The following is a 20704-nucleotide window of genomic DNA, read 5'->3' as shown; positions in this document are numbered from 1 at the left end:
ACAGGGTTAAACAAATATGGCAGTCAAAGTAGGAGATACGGCACCGGATTTTACCTTAACGTCGCAAACTGGGGCATCAGTCAGCCTCAAGGATTTTCGTGGTCAAAAAAATGTCATCGTCTACTTTTACCCGAAAGACGATACACCGGGATGCACGGCGGAAGCTTGCGCTTTTCGAGATAGTTATGAAGTTTTCAAAGATGCAGGTGCGGAAGTGATCGGAATTAGCGATGATTCGCAACAATCCCACGAGAAATTTGCGTCAAAATATCAGTTACCATTTACACTGTTGAGCGATACGGGCAATAAGGTTCGGCAATTGTACGGGGTTCCGGCTACTATGTGGATTATGCCCGGTAGAGTAACTTATGTGATTGACAAACAAGGGGTTGTCAAGCATATTTTTGACTCGATGTTGGATTTTAAGGCTCACGTTTCGGAAGCACTGAAGACTTTGGAAGCTATCAAAATTTAGGATCTTCCTTACTTGGTATGCCAAACTAACAATTAAAATGTCGGTAGTGCTTTTATGTAAAGGATGGAGAAAATTGACGCGGTTGAACTTTCAGTATTTCTAATCGGATTTGGTGATTGTAGTCATGAATGAAGTTCCAAATAGCACTATGAGTGATTCTCCAACTTTTTAGAAAACGATAACGTCTTCCTGACTAATCGCGAAATTCGTTGCAAGAGGTCTATTGTTCAATCGTTGGCGTTGCTGAGTTAGAGTATGAATAGGAGGAATAATTTATGCAACGCAAGCGAATGTAAATCAACCCATATCCGTAAAAATGGCAAGAAGAAAGGAAAATAGAATCACATTTGTGTCCAATGTGGTCGTCAATTCATCAATGAGTATGAGCCCCAGAGAGGTTATAGGGAGGCCCTCAAACGTGATTGCCTAAATCCGTTACATCTTGTACCCCGATCGCTGCCGAACTTCCTTCTAAACATTTAACCACTGAACGAGTATCTTGGGAGCCGGCAACAAAATAATTAACAAAAGCCCGATCGCCAGCAACCCCAAAAAATCCCGCCGGTTATCCAATTCGCTAACATCATTCAACGCCGGTTCATCGTTGAGAGGTGTCAACAATAAAATAATTGCCCACAACAGCAAACCCTGTTCCAAAAAACCCAGCAGCAGCATACAAACTCTAGCAACTTGTCCGATCGCCATACTTGCTCGCTGGCCGAACATCGCGTGTACAATGTGCCCACCGTCGAATTGTCCCACCGGCATCAAATTAAACGCCGTCAGGATCAAACCCAAATAACCCGCCACCGCCACCGGATGCAAATTAATCGCAGTTTCCACATTCAAAGCACCGCCCAAAGTTAACTTGCTCAACAAAGTCATCAGCAACGAAAAATTTGGACTAAAAGAGTCAAAGTTTAACATTCCCGACTTTTCCGAAAGCGGTACAATGGTTGAATGCTGCAAACCCCAAATTAATAAGGGCACTGTCGCAACTAAACCCGTAAACGGGCCGGCAATACTAATATCAAATAAAGCTCGGCGGTGGGGAATTGGACTCCGCATTTGAATAAAAGCGCCCAAAGTTCCCAAGAAAAATGGAATTGGAATAAAATAAGGCAAAGTCGTGCGAATTTTATAGAATCTGGCAGCTAAATAGTGTCCTGATTCGTGAAATGCCAAAATTGTAATTAGCGCCAGCGAGTAAGGCAAACCCCGGAGCAACATTGACGGGTTAGACTGCAAAACTTTTTCAGTAACTCCGGCAATTTGTGAGCCGACAATCGTAGTCGTAAACACGGCGATCAGCAGCAAAGCTAAGGCGAAAAATGGTCTGGTAACAGGTGCAGTTTTGACGGGAGTTTCTACTGATTGGCGGCTGGGGTTAGGAACTATGGCAAAAAAAGGTTGACCGCTCAAACTGTTTTGAAATATGACTAAAAAGCGATCGCCAAAATGCTGTTCTACATTGTCCCGAATTGTTTGATAAGCCGCTTCCGGGTTGGTGCGTAATTGTCCGCGACAAATCACAGCCTGCGGGCGAAATTCTAAATCCCGCAAAAAGTAAATTGACCAAGGAAAACAATCGCGCAAACTTGCTTCTTCCGCTGAATCGATCGGGCGCAGGGGCGGTTTTGGCTTGGCAGGTTCAGCGCCCGAATCTGTTACTTGCTCGGAATCCGATCGGGTAATTTCCTTGCGTCCCAACTGCACCAAAAACCAATACAAGACAGGGCAAACCAAAAAAGGTATAATTACCAACTCCGGCGGTGCTGTTTTTTTTGCGCCGTTAGCTAAAACCCAACCGCTCCAAATCAGCGCCGGCGTCATCATTACCAGCCACAGCAGCCATACCGGAGTTCTGGTGATGCGGCTGATGCTGCTCTGCAACAAGTAGTAAGATATCAGGCCCAAAACCAACAACCATAGTAAAAAAAACATAATATTTATTACTTCCTTGAAACAACAGAGTTCCGTCTCCAAACAGCCCAGGCTGGTACTGCAAAATATCTTTGCTTTCGCGCCTAACCGGGATACCCTGGGTGCGACAGCCTATTTCATTGTAGAAAACGAATCGAACATCTTAGTGGATTGTCCCCCTTGGGATGAGATTAACCAAGCCTTTTTGGAGGAATGCGGCGGTGTGCGGCTGCTGTTTCTCACCCACCGCGGCGCTATGGCCAAGGCGCGGGAGATTCAGGAAGCCACGGGGTGCGATATCCTGATTCAAGAGCAGGAAGCTTATTTGCTGCCGGGATTGCGGGTGACGGTTTTTGAGCGAGAATTTACTTTGAGCGATCGAATGAAAGCATTTTGGACTCCCGGTCACTCTCCTGGTTCCTCTTGTCTTTATGATAGTGGCAGCGGTGGAGTCCTGTTTTCCGGCAGACACTTGCTCCCCAACCGCGAAGGCGCTCCAGTACCCATTCGGACGCCAAAAACTTTTCACTGGCCCAGACAAATTAACAGCGTGAAGTCAATTATCGATGGATTTTCCCCTTCGACTTTACAGTATATTTGCCCCGCTGCGAATACTGGTTTTTTGCGGAAAAAAGGATCTATCGATCGAGCTTTTGAGCAATTAACCAATCTGGATTTAACCATTTGTTTGCAGAATTAAGCATACCCGGCAGTTGAAACTGACATCTTGCACCATTCTCCATAAGCTCTTAAAAACCGGGTTTCTGAACGATAAATATAGGTTTTGATGTTAAATTTGCCGTCAGAAACCCGGTTTTTGCCACAGGTACAACATCTCAGTTTCAACCAAAGTTCAACCGCCATATTATCTGATCCCGCCGATTTTTATGAAACAAACCGAAAAAGAAAAAATGCTCGCCGGCGAATTGTATTTAGGTGCTGACGAGCAATTAATTGCCGAACGCCACCGAGCCCGCCGCCTCGCCAGAACTTACAATTCTACGCGCGAAGACGAACCCGACAAACGGTTAGAAATTCTCGCCGAATGGTTCGGTGCCATCGGCCCCAAAGTCGAAATCGAGCCGCCTTTTTACTGCGACTATGGCAGCAATATTTATGCTGGAAACGGATTGTACATGAATTTTGGCTGCGTAATTCTTGACTGCAATCGAGTTAACATTGGTGAAAATTTGCTATGCGGCCCCAATGTGCAAATTTACACCGCTTTTCACCCCACAGACCCAGAAATTAGACTTTCTGGCCGCGAACTCGCCGCAGAAATTAATATTGGTAATAATGTTTGGATTGGTGGCGGCAGTATTATTTGTCCCGGAGTGACTGTGGGCGATAATAGCACGATCGGCGCAGGTAGCGTTGTGGTCAAAGATATTCCCGCAAATGTCGTGGCGGCCGGGAATCCTTGCCGCATCATTCGGCATTTGCCTTGATGTGGTACGATCAACTCGCTGGCGCGATCGGCTCTTTGGAGCTTACCCCAACAATTTTAGATATTAGATACAGCCAGTTTGAGATTTTTCAAGTCAAAGCCCCCAGAAAAATCCGTGCAAAAAATCTAAAATCTAAAATCGCTTGATTTTTCGCGAACGGTTTTCAACTCCTACTCAAAAGATTTTTTTATGACAACTGCAACAGTTTATCCCACCGCCCCCGATCTCTGCACCGACGACTATATCGCAGTGGGCTTGGCCACCTGCTTCATTAAAGAAGAAGGCGAAGTTCATCAAGTAAAAATCATCGAAGCTATCCCTTCAGCAGCTTTGGAAGCAATTGTCAAGGGCATTCCCACATCTTATGAAATGGCTTGGGGTACGACTTTAGGAGAGGTGCTGGAGGGCGACTCACCCAAAAGGCTGCCGGAATTTCCCTCGGAAGCTCAGTTTAGCGACGAATTCGGCTTTCGGGCGATCGCCGCAGCCCGCACTTACAAAATCCGCCCCCAAGCTCAAGTTCACATTCCGTCAGGAACAGTTCGCAATGACTTTACTTATTCCTTAGAACGCAAAAGAGTCCTCAATTCCGAGCGCATCGTTCGCACTGAAGATAATGTGAAACAGCACGATCACACTCACAAGGTTCTTTAAATTAAGTCGCCAAACTGTGGCAATTTAGCACCGAAAATAGTTTTGAGTTTTGAAATGTGAATTGAATATTTAATATCAAATCCTCTCTTCATCGGAATAGTAAATTCACTGTTGACTGTTGACTGTTAACCGTTAACAGTTAACAGTTCACAGTTCACATCATGTATGAGTGCAACCGGAATTGATATAACACATTTTTAGTTCATTCATTAATAACTCAAAACTTTTAATGTTTTATTAAAAAAAACGCCAAACACATTAACTTAGGGTGTGTCCTTGCCCGTACCTTACTAAATTTCAACCTAAAGCATGGAATACGCATTTTATATGACTCTTAACAAGACTTAACAAAACAATTAAAGAAGAAAAATTTAATAACTCAAACAGCTTCTACAGTCCTCTTTGGTATAAGTTGGGAGGTCAAAAGAGGCTCATCTTCGTCTATAGGCGAGGCTTTCGCTCGAACTGGTAACAAGCAAAAGCCCGATCGCTAAAAAGCTTACTGTGTAATACTTCTTCCTGATGACCGATGACCGATGACCAATGACTGATGACTGATGACTGATGACTAATGACTTATACTTAAGTAGTCGCTGAAATGTTTTAATTTATCAAAAATATGGTAAAATCTGATTCCAGTTTAACAGAGTGAGCCGGCCAGGGGAAAAAATTAAAAAATCCCCGCACTTATTGAATGCTAGTAGTTTTTCAGACTACTCGCAGGCGAGCAAGTGCATCGCAGGTTAGCTGAAGATTTTACACAAATTGGTCAAACCATGCGAAGCTTTGCGAAAGTGAAGTGGTGGAAATTAACCCGAATATTGCGATCGAGATTTAAGGGCAAATACGATCTTGCCTACAAAATTGTGCTGTTAATTGTGGGCGTAGCAATTGTGGCAGCTAGCATCGCTGGCTACATCAGCTATCAAAGCGTGCGCCGCTTGATTGTGGACAATTTAGAACGAAATGCTTTGTTAGAGGTTAAGCAGCGCGGGAACAAGATCGATCGCTGGATCGGCACGAAAAAGGCTGAGATAGAACTCCTCGCAAACACTCCTTCGGTGCGATCGATGAATTGGTCAGTGGCTGGGCCTTATTTAAAATCGGAAGTCAATCGACTACAAGACTTCGAGCATTTGGCATTAATCGATCCCGACGGTTTTTATTTCACTACAAAAGTCGGCAGAGCTTTGATTAATGTCAGCGATCGCCAACACTTCAAAAAAGCAATGGCTGGGGAAGTCTATGTTTCAGATCCTACAATTTCTCGCACGCTAAAACAACAGAGTATTGTTCCCATTTCGGCTCCGGTGCGCTCAAATTCGGCAAATTTTCTGGACAAAACAGCCGACAAGCCGATCGGAGTAATGAACGGCATAATCAGCACCGACAGAATAGCCGAAGTAGTAAAAAAACTGGAATATGAAACAGGAACTTATGCTTTTGTTCTCAATTCTCAAGGAGTCCCCATTGTCCATCCCGACGCTCGGTTAATCGGAAATATCGACAAGCCGACTCCGAGTTTGTTGGAGTCCGCAGATACTAATTTGGCAAATGTAGCCAGGGAGATGGTTTATCAAAAAACGGGCATTTTGTTGACCAAAATCAACGATGCCAGAGTTTATGTTGCTTATCTTCCCTTAGAGCAAGCTGAATGGTCGATCGCCCTAGTAATTCCTTCTCACAACATCGAAAAAGAACTAATCGCCTTAAACATATTAGCAGCAGCCGCCACCATACTCTTAGCAGCAGCTATTGTCGCAGTAGTTGCAGCAAATAAGCTGTTTGCCCAAAATTACATCCGCACTCGCTCAGAAGCCCTGATTCACCGCTTGAGCGGCCGCATTCGCGCTGGCTTGCCGCTCGATCGCATCCTGCAAACAACAGTAGAAGAACTCGGTACATTGTTAAAGCTCGATCGAGCAATATTCGGCTGGTACGACCCCCGACAAGATACAGTAGAATTTTGCTGGGAATATTGCCGACAAGGTTTATCGGGGCGCTTGGGAATCTTCGGCGCTACCGGAGGGCCATCGGGAGATTTAGCTGCACGGCTGCACCGGTGCGAAACAGTAATTCTCAATAAAACCTCCGCCTCTGATGTCGCAGGATTTCAAAAACCAGCCCATCTCGAACTCACAAACAGCCGCTACGCAACAGTACCCGTACTTACTCAGACTAATCGGCTGGGATATCTGTTCGCCATTGCTAATCGGCAGTGTGCGAATCCCAACGAATTAGAAATTTTGGAAGCCATAGCAGATTCACTGGCGATCGCAATTTCTCAATCTCAACTCCAGGGGCAAATTCAAGAAGAACTCAAACTTTTAGAAGAAGTATTAGCCCAACTGAGAAAAACCGAAGAGCATTTAGTAAAAAGCGAAAAAATGGCAATTTTGGGTCAACTCGCCGCCGGAATTTCCCAGGACATTAATAACCCAATTAACTTTATTTACGGTCGCCTGATTCACGTCAACGATTATATCAAATATTTGCTCGAAATAATTCACCTTTATCGCGAACAGTACCCTCAACCAGTGCCGCGAATTGCCAGAGAAATAGAAACCTTCGACCTAGATTTTATCAACAAAGACTTGCCGGAAACTATCAACGCTCTGAAAATAGGAACCGATCGCATTCGGCAGCTCGTAGTGGCTTTTCGGAAAATTTCACTTCCTGACGAAGCTAACAAAGAACGAACCAACGTTCGCGAAAGTATCGACAATGTTCTGCTATTGCTCGCTCACAGGCTGTCTCCCAAAGTATTAGTAGTCAAGGAATATAACAACCAGCCACCAATTTTGTGTTATCCCGGTCAACTCAGCCAAGTATTTACGAATATCCTCAGCAATGCGATTGATGCTGTTAACAGTCTTGAGAACTCCGAGCCAATCATTACAATTAGAACAGATATAGTAGAGCATTTTTCAGGCAGGTTTGTTGCAGTATCGATCGCCCACAACGGCTGCCGGATTTCGCCAGAGATTCAACAGAGAATATTTGAACCATTTGGCAATACTAAATCCTGGAAAAATTTTACTGTATTGGGACTATCGGCTTGCTATAAAATTATTGTAGAATTGCACGGCGGTATTTTTACTGTTCAATCTCCAGTACAGTCTGAAATTGCATCTCAAACTGGGGGCGGTGCTGAGTTTATCGTAGAATTGCCGATCGTTTGATATAAAGCCCGTAAAACAGAAATTCGTTGCTGCGAAGCGGATCGCGAGCGGATTAGGGAAACAATAAAGGTGCGATAACAGCAAATAACCAGCCTCCCATTACCACGATTTCCACAACAATTAATAGGATATTTTTGTTCATTTTTATATTAAGAGCGATCGACAAAAGAGCGAATTTTGCGCCACCAAGCAGCCGGCGAATCCTCCCGGCGGTACGCAACATCAAACATCGACAAAATTAGTGGTAAACCCCCCACTTTCGCACTCATCAACAAGTGCATCAGCAGACAAAACACTAATACCGCCCAACCAGAAGCGTGCAAATAATACCAAATCTGCGTCAAATCCCCCGCCGGAAGCCATTCTTCCTTAACCATACTTCCAGAGGCGATCGAAAAAGTCAGCACTAACAACATCAAAGTATTCACAATCCGGTGCAAACTGTACCACCAAATCGGTTTTCCCAACTGAGTTAGTTTGCCAAAAGAATCCGGCTGCACCAAGCGTTGTTGACCTGCGTGGAAACTGTACAATGCAAAAGCCGGCATGACTCCTAACAGCAACAATTTGCCGAAAGTGCCGTGAATCCCGATAATATCAGCAATCTGAGGCGCGGGGATTTTGCCCAACCGCCCGTCATAGGCGTTGTACACCAAAAATGCGGTCAAAATTGCTAAAAGGGCGATCGCACCGTTAAGCCCGTGCAGTAATCTGAGCAACAATGGCTGGTAAGGTTTAGATTGCGGCATTGTCAACTTTGGTACTGAAAAACTCCCGATCGTACATTACAACTAATCCCGGCATTTTTCAACCCTGCAAATTATGAAATAAATGTGATTTAAAAATGAATGTATTGTGATAAAAACGTTATTTTATCGAGGTTTAGTGTAGACTAAAATTGTCTAAAAAAACCTTTAATCGTAACGTTTTACACTTTAAAAAAATGGATGCAGCCACTACCGTTTTTCTTTCCTTGGGACTAGCAGCAGATGCTTTTGCTGTGTCGATTTCTAGCGGTTTAGCAATCAAACACATGAAGCTCAACAAAGCTTTAAAAATTGCCTTATTTTTCGGCTGCTTTCAAGCTTTGATGCCCGTAATCGGATGGTTGGCAGGTCTGAGTTTTAGTTCTTGGATAACACCGATAGACCATTGGATCGTTTTTGGGCTGTTGAGTTTCATTGGCGGTAAAATGATTTACGAATCGCTGCAGAGCGAAGAAAGCGAAAAAAAGTTCAATCCCTTACATACTGGAACTTTGATAACGCTGTCGGTGGCGACGAGTATCGATGCCCTGGCAGTCGGAGTCGGATTCGCTGTCTTGAAAGATTCTATTGCTCAGGCGGTGACTGCGATCGGATTTATTACTTTCTTTTTAGCCCTTGCGGGCGTGTTTATCGGACACAAGTGTGGCAACTTGTTTGCTAATAAAATCGAAATGTTGGGTGGATCAATTTTGATTTTTATTGGCAGTAGAATCTTGTTTGTGCACTTAACAGAAGCGACAATAATTACAGGGCAGTAGTCAGTAGTCAGTAGTCAGTAGTCATTAGTCATTAGTCATTAGTTATTTTCCCAATTCCCAATTCCCAATTCCCAATTCCCAATTCCCAATTCCCAATTCCCAATTCCCAATTTCCAATTCCCCAAAGATGCTATAACAGCAATATTGCATTATAAGGATAAAATTCCGTGCTGAAACTTTACGGCGGAGCCCGCAGCAGGGCCTCAATTGTCCAGTGGTATCTTGAAGAAATAGCGGTTCCCTACGAATTCGTCACCCTAGATATGCAAGCAGGGGAACACTTGCAGCCAGAGTTTCTGGAAATTAACCCGATGGGCAAAGTACCGGCAATTGTGGATGGAGATTTTAAACTTTGGGAATCCGGCGCAATTTTGCTGTATTTAGCTCAAAAATACGGTAAAATGCCCGAAAGTGTCGAGCAGCAAGCCGAAATCGTGCAGTGGGTGATGTTTGCTAACGCTACCCTCGGCCCGGGAATATTTGTCGAAGCAAGTCGCGATCGCGAAACCCCGAAAATGTTACAACCGTTAAATCGCATTTTCGAGCAACAGCCGTTTTTAATGGGCGATGAATTCGGTGTCGCCGACGCAGCAGTCGGCTCAATTTTATGCTACATCCCGATGATGCTGAAACTAGACCTCAGCGCTTATCCGGCTGTTTTAGATTACATGAAGCGGATCTCGGAAAGACCGGCATTCCAAAAGGCGATCGGCGGTAACTGAAGAAAGGCGCTACACCGATTAATGATTCAACTCTCTCTCCTCCGACTCTGCGGACTCTGCGGACTCTGCGGTTAAATCTATCCGAAACAACCGCAAACCCGATCGAACCAAAAACTCAACAGCTAAAAGCAGGGGCTAATTTGTGAATAGCCCCTGCTTTTACTAAAATCAGACTTATCTGAACCCGACAGCCGCTTGCCAGACAAAAGCCAGCAGCAAGAAAAACACGGGAATCACTGGCAAAACATTAACCAAAGGGTCAAAGATTGCATAAGCCTCGGGCAGTTTAGCCAACAGTAATGCAGCTTCCATGAATCAACCTACCTATCCAACACAATTTTAATAATTGTCGCATATCTTCACCCAAGGAACTCACGATCGATCGACAGTCGGTGTCAGCCAGTGAGCAAACTCTTCGGTAAATCGATCGGCCAAAATCGCCTCCCGCATTTTTCCAGTAAAGCGAATCAACTCCGTGACGTTGTGCAGCGCCAGCAAAGTATAGCTGAGAGCTTCCTTAGCCCGCGCCAAATGGGCCAAATAAGCCCGACTGAATTTTTGGCAGGTATAACAAGGACAAGACTCATCCAGCGGAGCAAAATCCTCCCGAAACCGAGCATTTTTCAAATTCCAGCGTTCCCCGCGCACAAAAGCCGTCCCGTGGCGGCCCAGCCGAGTCGGAATCACGCAGTCAAACATATCTACGCCACTCGCCACCGCCAGCGCCATTTCCCGATAGGTGCCAATCCCCATCAAATAACGGGGTTTATTTGCAGGTAACAGGGGCGCAGTAACTCTCACAATCTCTGCGATCAAATCCCCCGATTCCCCGACGCTAACCCCGCCGATCGCATAACCGGGCAAATCTAAGTCTACCAACTGGTTCGCCGCGCGCGATCGCAAATCGGGGAAAACACCCCCCTGCACGATGCCGAACAAAGCTTGTTCCGGGCGCGAGTGAGCTTGAATGCAGCGTTGCAGCCAGCGGTAAGTGCGATCTGTCGCTGCCTCCACCTCGTCCCGTGTAGCGGGGTAAGGCGGACACTCATCAAAGGCCATAATCACGTCAGCGCCCAACTCGTTCTGAATCTCGATCGATTTTTCCGGCGTTAAATTAATGATGCGGCCGTCGCGGGGAGCTCGAAAAGTCACCCCATTCTCCGAAATAGTCCGCATTTGGCTCAAGCTAAACACCTGAAAGCCGCCCGAATCCGTCAGAATCGGGCCCGGCCAAGCCATAAATTTGTGCAATCCGCCCGCACCCGCGACAATCCGTTCCCCCGGCTGCAGGTGCAAGTGATAAGTATTGGCCAAAACCATTTGAGATCCCGCGTCTTCAAGATGTGCCGGAGTCAAAGTTTTGACATTAGCCAAAGTGCCCACGGGCATAAACTTTGGCGTTTCCACAACACCGTGGGGAGTGCTAAAAACCCCTGCACGCGCTTGGGTATGGCTGCAGTTAGCCTTACATTCAAAAGAAAATTTCGCCTTGTCCTCAGTCATTAGTCCCCGATGCTCGTTAACCGCTACTCGGCCGTCCGTGTTATTTAATCTATTGTTGTTGACATCGCGACAAAAAAAACCATGACCCCACCCAAAAACGGAGACAATTTTCCGACAATTCTCGTGGAGGGCCAAAAATTTTAGACCTTAGTTCTACCTCCCAGATTCAAAGCTGCGAGTAAATCTCAAATCTAAAATCTAAAACTCGTAGGCTCGCGAAGCCGAAGTATCTAAAATCTACTGACTGACTGACTGACGGTTAAAACTGAGAATCATCCTCATCCAATTGCAGATCCCAGTGGCCTGAGAGTACCTGATCGACAACCGCATCCAAAGCCGCAGCATTTAAATTCCGGGAGACTTGCTCTTGTAAAGGATTGGAGAGGGGAATTAACCGCAACTGCCGGCCGTCTTGAATCAGGTCAAAATAAGCACCATCTTCAGGCGACTGTTTCAGTTCCAGGTAATCAAAACTATACACGTTCAAATAAAGCCCGTGGTTGGCAATCAGGGTAGACCTATGGGGGTTGGCGAAGACTTCGAGCACGTACCCTTCGCCTTCGCTGTAAATCTTGCCATCTTGGATGTGAAGGTAGCGCACACGTCCTAAATCAAACAGCAATCTTTTGATATCGCGCTTGTTGACGACAATGCCTGTATCAATGATGCAAGGAGCAACTACCCTGTTATTCGATTGGTCGTGACTCATGGAACAAAAGCCTCTGTTGTAGTATTTTCCCGTTTTGGAAATCGGGGAGTTAGCTAGAATTCTGGATACGGGAAACCAGAATCTTGAGTTTAGTCATTTTAGATAGGGAGCTTCGGGAGCGCTGCCGGCAGAGGTTTTCCGGGGAAAATTGCTCGGACAGGAGGAATGCCCGATCCAAAGGACTAGCGTGTTACAGTTCCAATTCTGGCACAAGCTAATGAATTGACAACTGTATACAAAATGAAAAATTTTCTATCTTATGGTGGATGATAAATTGGTTCGCTCTACGATCGACTTTTTCCGGAATCAAGGCGCTGCCATTGCAGCCGCAGTGGCTTTTTATACTTGTTTGCCGGTGCCTGTGTCTTGGACTTTGGAGTTCCGGGGCATTGCTCGTTTGGCTCCGGCGATCGGGCTTTTGATCGGCGGGATGCTGGGACTGGCGGATATTGGGTTGCAGTTGTTGGGTATGCCTGCCCTGACTCGATCGGCCTTGGTGGTAGTTTTGGGCATCGCCATCACTGGCGGGCTGCACCTAGATGGGGCAATGGACGCGGCGGACGGGCTTGCCGTACCAGACCCCGTGCGCCGGCTGGAAGTGATGCGGGACAGCGTTACAGGGGCTTTTGGGGCAATGGCTGCGATCGCGATCGTCCTGCTGAAAACTGTCGCTCTTTCGGATTTGAATCACTATCGGTGGCTGGCTTTGATGGGTGTGGCGGGTTGGGGGAGGTGGGGCCAACTGGTGGCGATCGCCCGCTATCCCTATCTCCGCCCGGAGGGTAAGGGAGCTTTTCATAAAGAATCGATTTATTCACCTTTTGATTTTATCCCAGGAGTTCTGTTGTTGGTGAGTTTGAGCGTGCTGCAAGTTGTCTTGGATGGCGATCGGTGGCTGTTGGCGGTGGGGATGGCTTTGGGCGGAAGTGCGATCGGAATTTTTGCCGGAGCCTGGTTCAACCACCGTTTGGGCGGCCATACGGGCGATACTTACGGTGCTGTAGTCGAGTGGACGGAGGCTTTGTTGCTGTGTCTTTTGGTGGCTTTGGAAGGGTGAACAGTTAACTGTTAACTGTTAACTGTTAACTGTTAACTGTTAACTGTTGACTGATGACTAATGACTAATGACTGTTGACTGTTGACTGTTGACTGTTAACCAATAACCAATAACCAACAACCAATAACCAATAACCAATAACCAACAACCAAAAGACTTAACATTATTGACAATTCATTTGCCGAGCGCGATCGACTGCAGCCTGCAATTTTTCCGCCAGTATGCGAACGTGCGGCTCTTGTAACATCCCCAAATGGTCGCTAGGGATCTCGTGAATCTCTATTCCTCCTGTAACTACCTCGCCCCAACCCAATGCGGTATCGGCATCAAACAAGATGGCACTCTCAACCGCTTTGAAGATAGTCGCTCCACCCGAGTAAACTCCTGCTACATAGTGTCTCAATGCCTCTTCATTGAGTTCTCGATGAGTGAAGTTTTCCAGCTCGATCGGCAAGGGACGCCCGATCGCTTGGTAAAACTTAGAAGAAATCCTCCATATTTGATTAGTAATACTTTCGACTTTTCCCGCCAGATTGCTCTGAGTTTTTCGCAGAAATACACCCGGAGTCATGTGTAAAACTTTCATCGCCCGTTGACCGCGCTTTACTTGAGGCAAATTTTTAAAAGCATCCGGGCCGTAGGTATCCAGCAATCCCAGCAAAGCTACCTTTTCACCTTTGGCATGAAGTTGCCTAGCTATCTCAAAAGCTACTGTACCGCCAAAAGATACTCCTAACAGAAAATAAGGCCCGTGTGGCTGGAAAACCTGCATTTCTTTGATGTAATAAGCTGCCAATTCCTCAACTCGATTGGGGGGAGCCAGCTTTTCATCCATAATTTGGGTAGACAGCCCCAAAACAGGCTGCGATTGATCAATATAATTCAGTAAAGGACGGTAAAATTCCAATCCCCTACCGAGTACGTGAATGCAGAAAAGAGGAGGTTTGTAACTCCCTGTTCCCGGTTGAATCATTACCATTGACGGAGAGGGAGACGACCATTCCGGTTCGCGGAGAATATCAGCCAATTGTTCGACTGTTGGCGATTGGAAAATTGCAGATAGTGGCAGTTTTTTGTCGAAGACTTTTTCAATTTCAGCTAACAAACGCGCTGCTAACAGCGAATGCCCTCCTATCTCGAAGAAATTGTCCCTGATGCCAACTGAATTGATGCCTAAAACTTGTTCCCAAATTTGCTTCACTTGGAGTTCTAATTTGTCCCGGGGGGCAACAGCAATTGTTTGATCGGGTGCAACGCTGGCAGATTGCCACTTTTGACTTGCCAAAGCGTGGCGGTCAACTTTGCCGTTGGGGTTCAAGGGCAAAGCATCGAGGAACACAAACCCAGCGGGTATCATGTAGTCTGGCAGTCTTTTTTGCAGGAAACTCCGCAGGGTATTGGCGGCGAGAATTTTCCCTGGGCCCGGGACTACATAAGCTGCGAGACATTTATTCCCTGAAGCATCTAACTGAACTGCCACAGACACTTGACTCACATCTAAATGTCCAGCCAGTACGGCCTCAATTTCTCCTATTTCAATGCGGAAGCCGCGAATCTTTACTTGATTGTCAATGCGTCCCAAATACTCGATGTTACCATCGGGCAGATAGCGGGCTAAATCCCCTGTTTTGTAAAGGTGATTTGCAGAAGGAAGAAGGCTTGAAACCGATCGCCCTTCGGCATTTTTCCATCCATCTTCTTGGTTGGCGATCAAAGGATTTGGAATGAATCTTTCGGCTGTTAAATCCGGGCGGTTGAGGTAGCCTCTGGCTAAGCCTGCACCGCCTGCATACAACTCGCCCGGAACGCCGATCGGCACTGGCTGCAAATGGCGATCGAGTATGTAAACTTGAGTATTGGCGATCGGTCTGCCGATCGGCACCGAATTGCTAATTTGACTGTCACGGGCGATCGCAAAACAGCAAGTAAAAGTCGTATTTTCTGTCGGCCCGTAACCGTTAATTAATTGGCAGTTTGGAGCCTCTCTCAGCAATTTCTGGACGTGGGGAACAGATAAAACATCGCCACCCGCCAACAGTAGACGTAAGCCCTTTAAATCCTCAATCCGCTCGTCTACCATCAAGTGAAACAGTCCGGCGGTCAGCCACAAAATTGTCACTTTATATAAACCGATCGCCTCTCCCAGCTCTGCTAAAGATGGAGTTCCTGGGGGAAAGACAACCAGTTGCGCCCCGTTAAGCAGCGCCCCCCAAATTTCCAGCGTCGAAGCGTCAAAGGAAATCGGAGCCAGTTGCAGGAAGACTTCGGCGGCGCTGAAGCTCGCATAATCGGTGTTTTTAACTAACCGCACTACCCCACGGTGGACGACGCAAACGCCTTTTGGTTTGCCTGTGGAACCGGAAGTATACATGACATAAGCCAGATTTTCCGCCTGCGCGAGATGGGCAAGATTGTCCTCACTTTGTGCGTTTATTTCCTCCCGCACCTGCTCCAAACAAACTATTTTTGCTTCAGTATCGGGCAGCTTTTCTGTTAAATGCTGTTGAGTTAATAGTACCGATAGGGCGGCATCTGACAGCATGAATTCCAGACGGTCTTGGGGATAGGCGGGATCTAAAGGCAAGTAAGCAGAGCCGGCTTTGAGAACAGCTAACAGCGAGACGATCGCATCCAAAGAGCGATCGAAACAAACACCGATTAAAACTTCCGGCCCAGCCCCCAAAGTTTGCAAGTAATGGGCGAGTTGATTGGCCCGAGAATTTAGCTGTTGGTAAGTTAACTGTTGTTCGCCAAAAACTAAGGCTACAGCATCGGGAGTTTGCTCTGCTTGAGCCTCAAATAACTCATGTATACAAGCATCTTGAGGATAATTTGTGTGCGTGTGATTCCAATCCACTAGCAACTGCTGTTGCTCCGCTGCTGACAGCAAAGGCAACTCCGAAATTCGCCGCCGTGGATTTGTAGCAAGAGCCTCCAGTAAAATTTGAAAATGTCCCACCATCCGAGTCATGGTTGGGGTATCAAACAAATCCGTATTATATTCCAGCAACCCCTTGAGACCAGCCGCGCCCTCTTCCAAGGACAGAAGCAAATCAAACTTCGACGTCACAGTCTCAATCTCCAAAGCAGTCACAACCACACCCGGCAACTGCAATTGTTCCGTCGGAGCATTTTGCAAAACAAACATTACCTGGAACAGAGGATGATAACTGGCATTCCTGTCGGGTTGCAATTGGGCCACAACTCGATCAAAAGGCAAATCTTGATAAGTATAAGCATCTAAAGCCACGTCCCGCACTCGCTCAATCAATTCTGCAAAGGTAGGATTCCCCGACACATCAATCCGCAATGCCAAAGTATTCACAAAAAACCCAATCAACGATTCAATATCACCGCGAGTGCGGTTCGCAATTGGGGAACCAATCACAATATTCTCCTGACCGCTGTAGCGTGACAATAAAATTGCGAAAACTGCTAACAGCGTCATAAACAGAGTCGCCCCTGATTGCTGACTCAAAATGTTCAATCGCCCAGCCACTTCGGGATTGACCTGAAACAGTTCAGTGCGACCTCGGAACCTTTGCACAGAAGGGCGTGGTCGGTCAGTGGGAAGCTGCAACAGCGCCGGACATCCTGACAACTGTTGCTTCCAGTAGCGCAGTTGAGTTTCCATTACACTTTCCGTCGCCCACTGACGCTGCCAGCAAGCGAAGTCGGCATATTGGAGGGGCAGTTCCGGTAAGGGAGAAGGTTGACCTGTACTCCAAGCAATGTAGAGTGTGCTTAACTCTTGCATCAACACCCCAATTGACCAACCGTCAAACACAATGTGGTGGAATGTCACCAACAAGACATGAGATTCTGGGCCCAGTTGCAGTAGAGTCGATCGCACCAAAGGTAACTGTGTCAGGTCAAAAGTATAATTAGCTTCTGCTAGCGCTAACCGCTGCACTTCAGCATCCTGCTTAACTATCGGTAGTGCCTGCAAATCTATTACGGACAAAGTTACTGTGAGAGTGGGAGCGATCAGTTGCACAGGATCACCATCCACAGAAGGAAAAGTCGTGCGGAGACTCTCATGACGGCGCACTATTTCCATTAAACTTTGCTCCAGGGTAGCTATCTGAAGCGGTCCGACCAGGTACAGAGCGATGGGTATATTATACAAACCACTTTCCGGATCCAGTTGGTGTAGGAACCACATTCTCTGTTGAGCAAAAGACAGAGGAAATTCCTGCCGTCGGACAACCGATGGTAAAGGCGATGAAGTTTCCTCAGAATCTGAACCCCTTAACTGTTTGCTAACTTCTGTGGCTAAACCTGCTATGGTTGGGGCTAGAAATAAAGTGCGGAGTGACAAATCTACCGACAACTGATTGCCGAGGCGGAAGACGATCTGTCCTGCCATTAGTGAGTGTCCGCCTAATTCAAAGAAATTTTGGTGAATGCCAATGCGCTCAATCCCCATAACTTCGCACCAAATGCTAGCGATCGCCTCTTCTACAGAATTGCTCGGTGCCACAAAACTGCTTTCTGTTTCTGTTTCTAAAGTAGAGGGTGCTGCGGGCAAAGCGCGGCGGTCTACTTTGCCATTCGGCGTCAGGGGCATCGACTCCAGAATCACAAAAGCCGCAGGCATCATATATTCTGGCAATTTATGCTGAATCCCATTGCGCCACGACTGCACAAGAGCTTGTTTTTGCTCAGTATTAACATTAGTTTGATTCAGCACCAAATAAGCAACAAGTCGCCGATCGCCTGGGCGGTCTTCTCTAGCAATCACTGCCACAGTTTTGACTAGCTGCTGATCTGCCAGCACTGCTTCAATTTCACCCAATTCTATGCGGAAGCCACGAATTTTTACTTGATTGTCAATACGTCCAATGTACTCAATATTCCCGTCAGGCAAATAGCGACCTAAATCGCCTGTTTTGTAAACTCGATTGGTAGTGTGAAATTTTTCACCAATCGGATTAGGAATAAATTTTTCGGCAGTCAAATCAGGGCGATTGAGATAACATCTGGCTAACCCAGCACCACTGATGTAGATTTCGCCACTGCTACCAATAGGAACCTGTTGCAAATGACTATCGAGGATGTAAATTTGGGTATTAGCAATAGGTTTGCCGATGGCAGGAGATTTATTGGTGCCGATTTCGACTAAGGCATAAGTCGAGTAGGTGGTGTCTTCCGAAGGCCCGTAGAGATTAAAGACGTACTGGATGTTTTGCTGGTAAAGCTGCTGGGCCAGTTGATTGCTGAGGGGTTCGCCGGCGAGATTGACGGTGTTAACTTGTTTTGGGATACCCATTTTCAGCAATTCTGCGATCGCCGTCGGTACTGTATTAATCAGCGTAACTTCCCCAGCCGCAGGTAAAGTGGGTAGGTGCAAAGCATTTTCAGCGAGGATGACTTTGCCACCACAACTCAGTGGCAGAAATATCTCGAAGACTGAGAGATCAAAGCAGATCGAGGTAGAAGCTAAAACGCCGCTCAATTGTTCTGGTGTAAAGACTGTTTGCGCCCAATCTACGAGAGCAACTGGACTGTGGTGTTCGATCGCTACTCCTTTGGGTCTACCTGTTGAGCCACTGGTATAAAGAATGTAGACTAAATTGGCGGGCGAACAGTGATCGATCGGGTTTTCTGATTTCTGATCTGCGATCGCATTCCCATCTTTGTCCAGACAGACTGGATGAGCATCCGATTTAGGAAGTTCTGCCAACAATTTCTCCTGAGTCAGCAGCACTGCCACTTGGGCATCCGAGAGCATAAACTCGATGCGCTCTTGAGGATATGCTGGGTCTAAAGGTACATAAGCACCACCGGCTTTGAGAATTCCGAATAGTGCGACAATCAGATCCAGAGAACGTTCCAGACAGATACCCACTAAAACATCTGGCCCAACTCCCAATTTTTGTAAATAGTGTGCTAGTTGATTGGCCTTGGTATTTAACTCCCGATAAGTCAGCCGCCCGGTACCAAACACCAGTGCCACTGCTTCTGGGGTGCGTTCCACTTGCGCTTCAAATAACTGGTGAAGGCATTGGTTTTCGGGATATGGTTTCTGTGTATTGTTCCAGGTAGCTAGTAATTGCTGTTCTGCTGCTGGCAACAAAGCTAATTGCCATAAAGGTTGCGTAGGATCGGCAACAATACTGAGTAATAATTGCTCGAATTCTGCTAGGTGACGGCGCACGGTTTCGGCATCAAACAGGGTTGTGTTGTACTGACACTCTAAGACGAGTTTACCGCCGGATTCCAAGGCATTGATAAATAACTCGAAATTTTCGCTACTTCTGGGATTCGAGAAATATTCGACTTGCAGGCCGTCAAATGTTAGCTGTTCACTTTTTAATCCCATATCGAGATTAAAAACTACAGAAACTAGCGGAATACGACTGGAGTCTCGCGGCAGTGTCAATGTTTTGAGCAGACTACCGAAGGAGATTTTTTGATGTTCGTAAGCATCCAACACCAACGATCGCCGATTTCGCAGATAATCAATAAACGATTTTTCTCTCTCAATGTGAGTACGTAACGGCAACAAGCTCACACAATGTCCCACAAGCTGGGTACATCCCGACACTGATTGTCCTGCAGCAGGCATCCCGACGACTAAATCGTCTTGTCCGCACAAGTCGGACAACAATATTTCAAATGCGGCCAGCATGGTAGTTAAGAAACTGCACCCAGATTTAGCCCCTAGACGTTTGAGATTTTTGACTAAAGCCGCATCCAGAGGCCAATCTTCTCGCGCTGCTTTGTAAGTCCGTAGGGGGGGGCGCGGACGATCCGTGGGCAAATCTAGGATAGGAGGGGACGAGCTAAATTGTTTGAGCCAATATGCTTCATCGGCCTTCATTTCTGAACTATCGGCCTCTTGTTCCTGTAAAAATGCGTATTCGCTGAAAAGTATTGATTCTGAAAGATTGGCAACAACACCTTGTTTACGAGCTGAATAAAGAACTCCTAAATCTGGCAAAAGAACGCCCCAAGACCAGCCATCGCAAATAATGTGATGCGCGGTGAGCATCACTATGTATTCTTGCCCTTGCAGCTTGACAATTTTAGCGCGAAATAGTGGGCCGCGCACGAGGTCGAAAGATTGCCCAACTTCTTGCTGTTGCAACTGAGCGAATTGAGTTGGGCTATCACTCATCATTGACAAATCGATCAAAGGAATATCAATTTCACAAGAAGCTGCTATACAAAGTATCGTGCCATTGGGACTAAATGTCAGACGCAATGCTTCATGCCGAGCTACAAGTTCTTGAATCGAATAACGCAATGCTTCTAGATCGATATTTCCCACCAATCGCAGCGACATTGACTCGTTGTAAGCACAATTAGCATCATCCTCCATTTGTGCAGAAATCCAGATTTCCTTTTGCGCTTCGGTCGCTGATATACACCCAACCAACTCTCCACCTACAAACGGATCGAATTCCACAGGCGTGAAGTTTTTGTGTGATTCAAATAGTTGTTTGTTCATGGATTTTAGATGAATTTAGATATAATTAGATCGATTTTTTTGTCAATTTT

The 20704-nt window shown here is 46.4% G+C and carries 14 protein-coding genes and 1 pseudogene; 9 read left to right on the top strand and 6 right to left on the bottom strand.

Annotated elements, in window-relative coordinates; all coding sequences use genetic code 11:
* Positions 1-16 precede the first annotated feature (16 nt).
* Positions 17-475: a peroxiredoxin gene (locus QT998_RS01260; RefSeq protein ID WP_333087571.1), complete on the top strand. Its 459-nt coding sequence runs from the start codon at positions 17-19 to the stop codon at positions 473-475.
* A 255-nt stretch (positions 476-730) separates the two neighbouring features.
* Positions 731-904 (top strand): annotated as a pseudogene (locus QT998_RS27345) (IS1/IS1595 family N-terminal zinc-binding domain-containing protein); the annotation flags it as partial.
* Positions 905-946: 42 nt separating this feature from the next.
* Here the strand turns inward: QT998_RS27345 and QT998_RS01255 are convergent.
* The gene (locus QT998_RS01255) at positions 947-2419 is read right to left on the bottom strand and encodes a site-2 protease family protein (protein ID WP_333087570.1); all 1473 of its coding nucleotides are present in this window, start codon (positions 2417-2419) and stop codon (positions 947-949) included.
* Between the two features lie 16 nt (positions 2420-2435).
* Here QT998_RS01255 and QT998_RS01250 point away from each other — a divergent pair, with 16 nt between their 5' ends.
* The 4 genes from QT998_RS01250 (at position 2436) to QT998_RS01235 (ending at position 7682) form a co-directional block, all read left to right on the top strand.
* Positions 2436-3098 (top strand): MBL fold metallo-hydrolase, encoded by a 663-nt coding sequence (locus QT998_RS01250; RefSeq protein WP_333113454.1) that lies wholly within the window; start codon positions 2436-2438, stop codon positions 3096-3098.
* A 187-nt stretch (positions 3099-3285) separates the two neighbouring features.
* The gene (locus tag QT998_RS01245; RefSeq protein ID WP_333113456.1) at positions 3286-3846 is read left to right on the top strand and encodes a sugar O-acetyltransferase; all 561 of its coding nucleotides are present in this window, start codon (positions 3286-3288) and stop codon (positions 3844-3846) included.
* A gap of 189 nt (positions 3847-4035) precedes the next feature.
* A complete protein-coding gene (locus QT998_RS01240) occupies positions 4036-4500 on the top strand; it encodes a hypothetical protein (RefSeq protein WP_333087563.1) in 465 nt (154 codons plus the stop codon).
* 794 nt (positions 4501-5294) lie between these two features.
* Positions 5295-7682, top strand: a complete 2388-nt coding sequence (locus QT998_RS01235; protein ID WP_333217893.1) for a cache domain-containing protein — start codon at positions 5295-5297, stop codon at positions 7680-7682.
* Between the two features lie 149 nt (positions 7683-7831).
* On the opposite strand, the gene QT998_RS01230 is transcribed toward QT998_RS01235, so the two are convergent.
* Positions 7832-8431, bottom strand: coding sequence for a cytochrome b/b6 domain-containing protein (locus QT998_RS01230; RefSeq protein WP_333087560.1), 600 nt, complete (start codon positions 8429-8431; stop codon positions 7832-7834).
* 194 nt (positions 8432-8625) lie between these two features.
* Between QT998_RS01230 and QT998_RS01225 the strand changes: the two genes are divergently transcribed.
* Positions 8626-9207 carry a manganese efflux pump MntP gene (locus tag QT998_RS01225; protein WP_333087558.1) on the top strand — a complete coding sequence of 194 codons (582 nt, stop codon included), beginning with the start codon at positions 8626-8628 and terminating at the stop codon, positions 9205-9207.
* A gap of 167 nt (positions 9208-9374) precedes the next feature.
* On the top strand, positions 9375-9929 hold the full coding sequence (locus tag QT998_RS01220; RefSeq protein WP_333113461.1) for a glutathione S-transferase family protein: 555 nt from the start codon (positions 9375-9377) through the stop codon (positions 9927-9929).
* A 174-nt stretch (positions 9930-10103) separates the two neighbouring features.
* Here the strand turns inward: QT998_RS01220 and QT998_RS01215 are convergent, their stop codons facing one another.
* The 3 genes from QT998_RS01215 to QT998_RS01205 all read right to left on the bottom strand — a co-directional run bounded on the left by QT998_RS01215 (position 10104) and on the right by QT998_RS01205 (position 12141).
* Positions 10104-10241, bottom strand: coding sequence for a photosystem II reaction center protein K (locus QT998_RS01215; protein ID WP_068815178.1), 138 nt, complete (start codon positions 10239-10241; stop codon positions 10104-10106).
* Positions 10242-10301: 60 nt separating this feature from the next.
* Positions 10302-11432: a tRNA guanosine(34) transglycosylase Tgt gene (gene tgt / locus QT998_RS01210; RefSeq protein WP_333113464.1), complete on the bottom strand. Its 1131-nt coding sequence runs from the start codon at positions 11430-11432 to the stop codon at positions 10302-10304.
* 259 nt (positions 11433-11691) lie between these two features.
* Complete coding sequence (locus QT998_RS01205; RefSeq protein WP_333087554.1) at positions 11692-12141, bottom strand: hypothetical protein; 450 nt, start codon at positions 12139-12141, stop codon at positions 11692-11694.
* Between the two features lie 259 nt (positions 12142-12400).
* Between QT998_RS01205 and cobS the strand changes: the two genes are divergently transcribed.
* On the top strand, positions 12401-13198 hold the full coding sequence (gene cobS / locus QT998_RS01200) for an adenosylcobinamide-GDP ribazoletransferase (protein ID WP_333113467.1): 798 nt from the start codon (positions 12401-12403) through the stop codon (positions 13196-13198).
* Between the two features lie 163 nt (positions 13199-13361).
* Here the strand turns inward: cobS and QT998_RS01195 are convergent, their stop codons facing one another.
* Positions 13362-20654 (bottom strand): amino acid adenylation domain-containing protein, encoded by a 7293-nt coding sequence (locus QT998_RS01195; RefSeq protein ID WP_333113471.1) that lies wholly within the window; start codon positions 20652-20654, stop codon positions 13362-13364.
* Positions 20655-20704 lie beyond the last annotated feature (50 nt).

This window comes from Microcoleus sp. S1D4 (genome assembly GCF_036700765.1).
Classification (GTDB): Bacteria; Cyanobacteriota; Cyanobacteriia; order Cyanobacteriales; family Microcoleaceae; genus Microcoleus.
The sequence above is the reverse complement of the archived record's forward strand: the minus strand, read 5'-3'. Positions and strand labels throughout refer to the sequence as shown.